The 7,387-nt window shown below is 64.3% G+C and carries 7 protein-coding genes; 2 read left to right on the top strand and 5 right to left on the bottom strand.

Annotated elements, in window-relative coordinates:
* Nucleotides 1-59 precede the first annotated feature (59 nt).
* Nucleotides 60-404, top strand: a complete 345-nt coding sequence (locus AC1DY5_RS34775; RefSeq protein WP_478118935.1) for an MFS transporter — start codon at nucleotides 60-62, stop codon at nucleotides 402-404.
* Complete coding sequence (locus tag AC1DY5_RS34770) at nucleotides 308-778, top strand: MFS transporter (protein ID WP_478118929.1); 471 nt, start codon at nucleotides 308-310, stop codon at nucleotides 776-778. Before AC1DY5_RS34775 ends, AC1DY5_RS34770 begins: the two co-directional genes overlap by 97 nt.
* Here the strand turns inward: AC1DY5_RS34770 and AC1DY5_RS34765 are convergent.
* From AC1DY5_RS34765 to AC1DY5_RS34745, 5 genes are all read right to left on the bottom strand, one after another.
* The gene (locus AC1DY5_RS34765) at nucleotides 760-1,107 is read right to left on the bottom strand and encodes a DUF3300 domain-containing protein (protein WP_478118927.1); all 348 of its coding nucleotides are present in this window, start codon (nucleotides 1,105-1,107) and stop codon (nucleotides 760-762) included. The two genes, AC1DY5_RS34770 and AC1DY5_RS34765, sit on opposite strands and share 19 nt — an antisense overlap.
* Before the next feature lie 753 nt (nucleotides 1,108-1,860).
* Nucleotides 1,861-4,071 carry a DUF3141 domain-containing protein gene (locus AC1DY5_RS34760; RefSeq protein WP_478118933.1) on the bottom strand — a complete coding sequence of 737 codons (2,211 nt, stop codon included), beginning with the start codon at nucleotides 4,069-4,071 and terminating at the stop codon, nucleotides 1,861-1,863.
* A 181-nt stretch (nucleotides 4,072-4,252) separates the two neighbouring features.
* Nucleotides 4,253-5,035 carry an enoyl-ACP reductase FabI gene (gene fabI, locus AC1DY5_RS34755; protein ID WP_478118926.1) on the bottom strand — a complete coding sequence of 261 codons (783 nt, stop codon included), beginning with the start codon at nucleotides 5,033-5,035 and terminating at the stop codon, nucleotides 4,253-4,255.
* A gap of 34 nt (nucleotides 5,036-5,069) precedes the next feature.
* Complete coding sequence (locus AC1DY5_RS34750; RefSeq protein WP_478118925.1) at nucleotides 5,070-6,260, bottom strand: acetate/propionate family kinase; 1,191 nt, start codon at nucleotides 6,258-6,260, stop codon at nucleotides 5,070-5,072.
* Between the two features lie 4 nt (nucleotides 6,261-6,264).
* A complete protein-coding gene (locus AC1DY5_RS34745; protein WP_478118931.1) occupies nucleotides 6,265-7,203 on the bottom strand; it encodes a phosphate acetyltransferase in 939 nt (312 codons plus the stop codon).
* Nucleotides 7,204-7,387 lie beyond the last annotated feature (184 nt).

The following is a 7,387-nucleotide window of genomic DNA, read 5'->3' as shown; positions in this document are numbered from 1 at the left end:
ACCTCGCCATCCTTCCCCAGTGGTTCGATCGGCGCCTGGGACTGGCGGTTGGCGTTGCGATGTGCGGGTTGGGGGCGGGTGCGATCGTCATGCCTTCCCTTTCCCAGGCGATCGTGTCGGCCTGGGGTTGGAGGGCCGCGTATCTGGCGTTGGGATGCGGTTCGCTGATACTGTCCATCCCTGCGTGGCTCCTTCTGAAAGAGCGCCACTCAACAACGGGCGGTGCTGGCCGGTCATCGCCTTCTGTGACATCGAATGAGGCTTCGCCAGGGCCATTCGGTCCTACAGGCTCTGGGCCATATTCGCGATGTTCGTCCTTGCGTCCGCGGCAACGCTTTCGTTCGGCCCGCATCTGCCATCCATGCTGGTGGGCAAAGGTTTCAGTGCGAGTTCTGCAGCCCTGAGTGCATCCATGGTCGGCGCCGGATTGCTCGTTGGACGGATCTTGATGGGTATCCTGATCGACAAGACTCATGCGCCGTTTGTCGCCTGCGGCTTTTTCCTGGCGGATGCGGTGGGCAGCTACCTCATGCGCGTATCGGATGCATACCCTCTGCTGCTAGCTTCGTGCTTCCTGATCGGGCTCAAGATCGGTCCAGAGGGTGACATGATTGCCTATCTGATTCGTGCCCATTTCGGGCGTCGATCGTTCGGCTCGCTGTTCGGGATTGCATTCGCCGGATACGGATTGGGAGCGGTGCTCGGACTTGTGGCGGTAGGCGCGTACTTTGATCGAGCGGAATCCTACGCTGCGCCTCTTCAAGTCATGCTCTCGTAGCGCGCAACCGCCTGCTCGAGATTGAAGAGCATGCGTTCCCGGCCCAGCGACTGTCCGAGCGGTGACCTCATCACGATGTCCAGCACACCGGGATTCGGGCGAGGCTGCCCGTCTTCTGCGCCTGGGCCCGCAGGCGTTGTCGCCGAATCGAGGACGTCCTTGGACGAAGCCAGGAAGGCGTCGCCGAGGTGCTGCACGCAGTCGGGCTGCGCGCCCATCATCTCCAACACCCGCGGAAAGGCGACGAGCGACTGCACGCTCTGATCCCACGGCTGGTCGGCCGCCGCCTTCAGCGCGGCATCGCCCTTCTGGCGCGGGTTCGCCTTCAATCATTTCGCCGCATCCGCCGCATCCGCCGCATCGGCCGGATAGGTCGCGGCTCACCATCAGCACCTGCGACAGCGGCGAGTCCGGATAGAGCGCGAGCGACGCCATTGTCTGGTCCAACTGGGCTTGACTGGAGGTTGCAGCGGCTGGTGGTGCGCTCGGCGTTGGCGCGGCCACAGCAGGAGCCGATTGAGCGGTACCGCTCCCATGGGGGTACTGCCTGCTGAACCGGTGCGGCGTATCTTGCAACCAGCATCGGCAGCATGAGGGTGATGTGGAACGAGAGTGATGGTTGCTTGAGGGATCTGCAGGTTATGGGTGTCCAACACGGCGTCGATGGCGGACACCTGTTCAAAGTCTGAAAGGTGAGAAGTGAACGCGCAAGAGATCGAACACGCGAACTCCGCTCCGATCACGCAAAGCGACCTCGCAGGACATGCGCGCTGAGCTTGCGCTTCTTCCAGTACACGTTGTTGATGCGCGCCTGCAGATAGCCCAGCGTCATGGGATCAGTCTCGTGGAAGCTCAGCAGCACGCCCGGGCGCGAACCGTCGCCGAGCTCATGTTCTTGGCGTCAAAGGCCGGGAAGCCGTACTTGACGAGAAGGTCGCGGATCTCGTCGTGTCCGTCCTTCGTGTTCTTGCGTTGATGCGCTAAGCCATGATGTGCAGCGCCACCGTTCAGGGCAAGGGCGCCAGCCCCTGCCTGTTGTACTGTGTTGGCGTTCCATGTGTATGGCTGCAGTACCTGATGGCTCAGGCGGCCTTGCGGGCAGCCTTGGGGACTGCCTTGAGGGTTGCCTTTTGGGGCGGGGCGGTGGGCAGGCCCGTGCTGAACAGCTTTTCAACCTGAGCCAGCCGCTCCRCGGGTTCGCCAGCGACATCGCCGGTCGCCTGGACGATTCGGTGCAACGCGTCCAGCATGCGTGTGCGCAGGGCCCGGTCTGCCGACAACATCTTCGGAATGGCTGCGAGGGCTCCCTCGCAGTCGATCTTTAGGTTGAAATACTGTTCGCGCACGATCTGCTTAAACGCCTGCAGCGTCAGCTCTCCGTTTTCGGCGCGAATCTGGCGCAATGTGTTGAACGTGCGTTCGTCGGCGCCCGACCCCGCCAGGCCGATATAGACCAGGGCGCGGATCGCGGCCTCGCGAGGACCACCCTCGGCAATGCGCGCCTTGAGCTCGGCGATGTGCTCCTGGATGCGTGCCACGTGCTCGGGGTCCAGCCCCGGCTTCTGACGCACGGGCTCGTCTGAGGCGCCCAGCCCCACCATGGCCTGCAGAACCGGCGAGCTGTAGATGGCCAGAAAGGTCTTCTCCATGCGGCGGTCGCGCTGATCGCGATAGCCGTCGAGGGCGGCGATGATCCCGTCCGAGATCTTCGCTTGCCACTCCAGGAATGGGTTGTCGGGCGCAATGGGTTGGCGCTGCTGGCGCACCTGCTCCGCAAGCTGGGCCACCTGCTGCATCAGCGGGTTGCGCTCAGAGAAGATCTCGAACGGTAGCTCGGCGTGGCTCAACTTCTTCATCCACCCGGCCGTCTGTTCGTTGACCGCCGCCCGCACGAAGGGCTGGAACAGGGTGCGGTACAGGCCGAGGTTGATCTCGGAAACCCGCCGAACGGTCGCGAAGCGGCGTTCGTTCGCGGGGTCGGGCTGCACAATGTCGCGCACATCGTCCAGGGTGCGCGGCTCGAAGCGAACGATCCAGTCGCCGACGATCCCTTCCTGGTTGACCGCATCGGCTGTCTTCGGGGTCAGCACGGCCTCGTACAGCCCGGGGGGCAAGACATCGATCAAATCGATGTTGGAGGCGAACTCCTGGTGTTCCTTCTTGGCGATGCCGCCCGAGACGAAGATGCCGAGATGGCCGACGCTTTCGTGCACGGCATAGACGATGGTCTGGCCGCAGGCCAGGATGTCTTTGTCGCTGCCATAAAGGTCGACGATCCACCCCAGCGCCTGCTGCGGCGGGGTGATGTTGTCGCCCTTGGAGCAGAAGCAGACTATCGGCGAGCGGATCTGGCGCAGGTCAATCCGCTCGCCCTTGCGGGTGACGATCTCGCCGGTGGCCAGCCGGTTGCCGACGAACAACTGGTCGACGATCCACTGGATTTCTTCGCCGTTCAGGTTGACGTGGCCGCCCCACCATTTCTCGAACTCGATGAAGCGTGGCCCCTCGGTATCCACCTTCGACCACAGGTCGTAGTTCTTGGTCCACAGCGTGTTGGCGGGATTCAGGTTCTCGAAATTCTCGACCAGGTGGCCGCCGTCGAACCTGCCGTTACCCAGATCGCTGGTCAGCGCCGTCATCCAGCTACCGCCGGCCAGGCCGCCGGTGTAGCGCATGGGGTTCTCGCCTTCCACCCCGGCCCAGTACGACAGGGGCGAACCGGGGACGATGATCGGGCCGAACAGCTCAGGCCGAACCGCGGCCACCAGCATCACGGCCCAGCCCGCCTGGCAGTTGCCGATGACGCACGGTTTGCCCTCTGCCTTGGGATGGAGCTCAATGACGCGTTCCAGGAACACCGCCTCGACGTCCATGATGTCCTCGATGGTCTGGCCCGGCATCGGCTCGGGCGTGAAACCGACGAAGTAGCAGGGATGGCCGGCACGCATGGCCACGCCGATTTCACTGTCGGCCTTGAAGCCGCCGATGCCCGGCCCGTGTCCGGCTCGCGGATCGACCACCACGAACGGCCGCTTCACGGGATCGATCACCACGCCTTGAGCCGGCTTGATGCGCACGAGCAGATAGTTGACAGGCTTGTCGAAAGTGCGGGCGTCCAGCACCAGTTCGGCATCGAAGCTCAATACATGGGGCACGTCCTTGCTCTTCTGCGCGTAGTACTGGGTGCTTCGTTGACGCAGCACGTCCCAGAACAGGATGGTGCGCTGCGCGGCATCAGTCATGTACTCGCCAAACCACCCCCAGGCCTGCAGAGCGGGGTTCAGGCTCGTCATGGCGGCCATCGATGGCAAGGTGTTAGACGGTGGAATGGCGAGCGAAACGCGCGTCGTGGTGCTGCTTGTCTTGGGCATGTTTGTCTTCTTTCAGATGTTGGCTCTTCGCCGAAGAGCGAAGGGTGGGAGGCCGCCGCTGCCGCAACGGAGTTTCGGACTACGTTGTGAATCTATCGAAACACTACGCCATGATGTGCACGCCGCCATCGACGTAGAGGGTCTCGCCTGAGAGCCGCCTCGCGTAGGGCGTGGCGAGAAACGCGCAGGTGAAGCCCACATCCATGATGTCGACCAGCCCGCCGACTGGTGCGCGCTGTGCCGCCTCGTTGAGCAGCAGGTCGAAGTCCTTGAGGCCGGAGCCGGCCCGCGTCTTCAGGGGGCCCGGCGAGACGGGATGCACGCGGATACCCTTCGGGCCGAGTTCATAGGCCAGGTAGCGCGCCGATGCCTCCAGCGCCGCCTTCACAGGCCCCATGACGTTGTAGTTCGAGACGACCTTGTTGGCACCGTAATAGCTCATCGCGATCATCGTTCCGCCGTCCTTCATCAGCGGCGCCGCCAACCGCGCCATCCGCACGAAGGAATGGCAAGATACATCCATCGCCTTGGCGAAGCCATCTGCCGAGCAGCTCAGCAAGCCGCCCTGCAGGTCGTCCTTGGGCGCCCACGCGATGGAGTGCACGAGCACGTCGAGGCGGCCCCATTCCTGGTCGATCCTTGCGAATACGGCCTCGAGCTCGCCCGGCAGCGAGACGTCGAGCGGCATGAAGATCGGTGCCTCCAGCTGGCGCGCAAGCGGCTCCACGTAGCTCTTCGATTTCTCGTTGAGATAGGTGATGGCCAGGTTCGCGCCGAGCTCGTGAAATGCCTTGGCGCAGCCATAGGCGATGGAATGCTCGTTGGCAATACCGCAGACCAGCACCTTGGCGTCCTTCAGTATCGGGCGAGGGATCTCGATGGTCACGATCAGGCTCCTCCAGAGTACGGCACAACGGCTCTCATGCTGGCGCCGCTTGGGCAATCTTCAAGGTATGGCGGGCGATCATCAGCTCTTCGTTGGTGGGGATTACCCATACAGCGACCTTGCTGGAAGATGCGCTGATGCGCGGTCCGCCGGCCTCATTGGCGACTGGATCGAGATCCACTCCCAGCCACGCCGCGTCGCGGCACACACGTTCGCGGATCGCTGGCGCATGCTCGCCGATGCCGGCGGTGAAGACAAGGGCGTCGATGCCGCCGGCAGCAGCGGCAAGCGAGCCCAGCTCGCGTCCGAGCCGGTAGGTGTACAGCTCGACCGCGAAGCGCGCACGCTGGTCGTCGCTCGCAAGCAGCGTGCGCATGTCGCTTGACAGGCCGGACACGCCGAGCAGCCCCGACTGCTTGTAGATCAGGTCTTCGATGGCGCGCGCGTCCATGCCCAGTTCATCCATCAGGTACAGGACGACCCCCGGATCGAGACTGCCGCATCGCGTGCCCATCGGCAGCCCGTCCACCGCTGTGAAGCCCATTGTGCTGGCCATGCTCCGCCCGCTCGCCATCGCGCACATGCTGCTGCCGTTGCCGAGGTGGGCGACGATGGTTCGGCCCGCAGCCGCTTTCGGATCGATCAGCGGCAGCACGCCGCTGATGTATTCGTAGGACAGGCCATGGAAGCCATAACGCCGTACGCCGAGCGCGGTGATTGACGGCGGCAGCGCGAAGGCCTGCGCCACCTCGGGCTGCGCGCGATGAAACGCGGTGTCGAAACAGGCAACCTGGGGCARTTCGGGAAGTAGCTTCTGAACGAGCTCAATGGGCTTGAGGTTGTGAGGCTGATGCAGCGGCGCGAGAGGGCTCAGCTTGCGGAGCTCCGAAACCACGTCGGCGGTCGCCCGCGTGGCTTGCGTGAACGCCAGCCCGCCGTGCACGACCCTGTGGCCGACCGCCGCCAACTTGTGTTCGCCGCGATGGTCCCGCAGGAACTCAATCAGGTGGGCGATTGCGCCATCGTGCCCCAGCGCGACGCCCTCGCCCCACACCTTGGTGCCGACCTCGGCGCCCTCTGCGTCCTTCGCCATGAAGCGCGGTGCCGTGTAAAGCCCTTCGATCTGGCCGCGCAGCARCAGCGGGAGCTCTTCGGTTCCAGCCTCGAAGACGCTGAATTTCACGCTGGACGAGCCGGCGTTGAGAACCAGGATCACGTCGGCCATGCTGTCACCCTACGGCCTTGGCGGCCTCACGACGGGCCTTGGCGACCAGCACCGCGACCGCGCAGGAGGCGAGCCGGGTAAGGACCGAATCGGCCCGGCTGGTCAGGATGATGGGCACCCGCGCGCCGAGCACGATGCCCGCGGCATCCGCGCCCGCGAGGAAGGACAGGCTCTTGGCTAGCATGTTGCCCGCTTCGAGGTCGGGCACCAGCAGCACATTGGCTCGGCCCGCCACCGGCGAATCGATCTTCTTGATCTTCGCGGCTTCGAGGTTGATGGCGTTGTCCAATGCCAGTGGACCATCGACGAGCGCCCCAGTGATCTGCCCTCGGTCCACCATCTTGCACAGCGCCGCCGCTTCGACGGTGGACGGCACCTTCGGGTTGACGGTCTCCATCGCCGAGAGAATGGCCACCCGCACTTCCGACACCCCCATCGCGTGCGCGAGATCGATCGCGTTCTGCAGGATGTCGACCTTCTCTTCCAGCGTGGGCGCGATGTTGACCGCCGCGTCGGTGATGATCAAGGCGTCGTCGTGCCCCGGCACGTCCATCACGAAGCAATGGCTGACGCGCCGCGCGGTGCGCAGGCCAGTGTCGCGCTTGACCACGGCGGCCATCAGCTCGTCGGTGTGCAGGCTGCCCTTCATCAGCGCCTCGGCCTTGCCCTCGCGCACCAGTTGCACCGCCGCCGCGGCGGCCGCCTCGCTGTGGGGTGCATCGACGATCTGGACGCCGGACAAATCGATCCCACCCGAGGCCGCGACCGCCAGGATGCGCTCGCGCGGGCCGACAAGCGTCGGCACGATCAGGCCGAGCCGGGCCGCCTCCATCGCGCCCTCCAGCGAAGACGTATCGCAGGGGTGCGCCACGGCGGTCGGCGTCGGCGCGATCGACTTGCAGATGTCGATCAGGCGTTGGTACTTTTCATGTTTCACAGTCATGTCACTCTTTCGGTGCGCGCCTGCCGCATAGATGCCAGTGCCGAAAAAGGCCGCGTGGCCAAAGCTCCAGTACCCGGCGTAGCCGCTCAAGATTCCCCAGCTCGTGGCCAACGCCACCCAAAAGAAGATGACGTACAGATACGACAGATAGAAGTCGGGGGCTCCTGCGTAAGGCAATGCAATC

This window comes from Variovorax sp. P4_D9 (genome assembly GCF_056401695.1).
This window is presented reverse-complemented; position numbering and strand designations above follow the sequence as displayed.

Excerpts from the sequence above, each read along its gene's own strand:
- AC1DY5_RS34775 (WP_478118935.1), top strand. The coding sequence starts at position 60 with ATGTGCGGGTTGGGGGCGGGTGCGATCGTCATGCCTTCCCTTTCCCAG.
- AC1DY5_RS34770 (WP_478118929.1), top strand. The coding sequence starts at position 308 with ATGTTCGTCCTTGCGTCCGCGGCAACGCTTTCGTTCGGCCCGCATCTG.
- AC1DY5_RS34745 (WP_478118931.1), bottom strand. The coding sequence starts at position 7,203 with ATGACTGTGAAACATGAAAAGTACCAACGCCTGATCGACATCTGCAAG.